Raw genomic sequence first — 207 nt, forward strand, 5'->3', positions numbered from 1 at the left:
GCGCACGGCGTGTTCTTCGCTTGATACAGGTATGCAGGGTCAGGCGCGTTCTTGTGGGAGCGAGCTTGCTCGCGAAGGCGATGGTTCAGACGATGAATTTTTGCCGATTGCGCCGGCCTCTTCGCGAGCAAGCTCGCTCCCACAGGTCTGCGTCCAGTGCATCAACTGCGCGCAGCCTCACCGGTGCAACACGAACTGCCCGACAAA

It is taken from the genome of Pseudomonas sp. SZ57 (assembly GCF_009495975.1).
GTDB lineage: Bacteria > Pseudomonadota > Gammaproteobacteria > Pseudomonadales > Pseudomonadaceae > Aquipseudomonas > Aquipseudomonas syringae.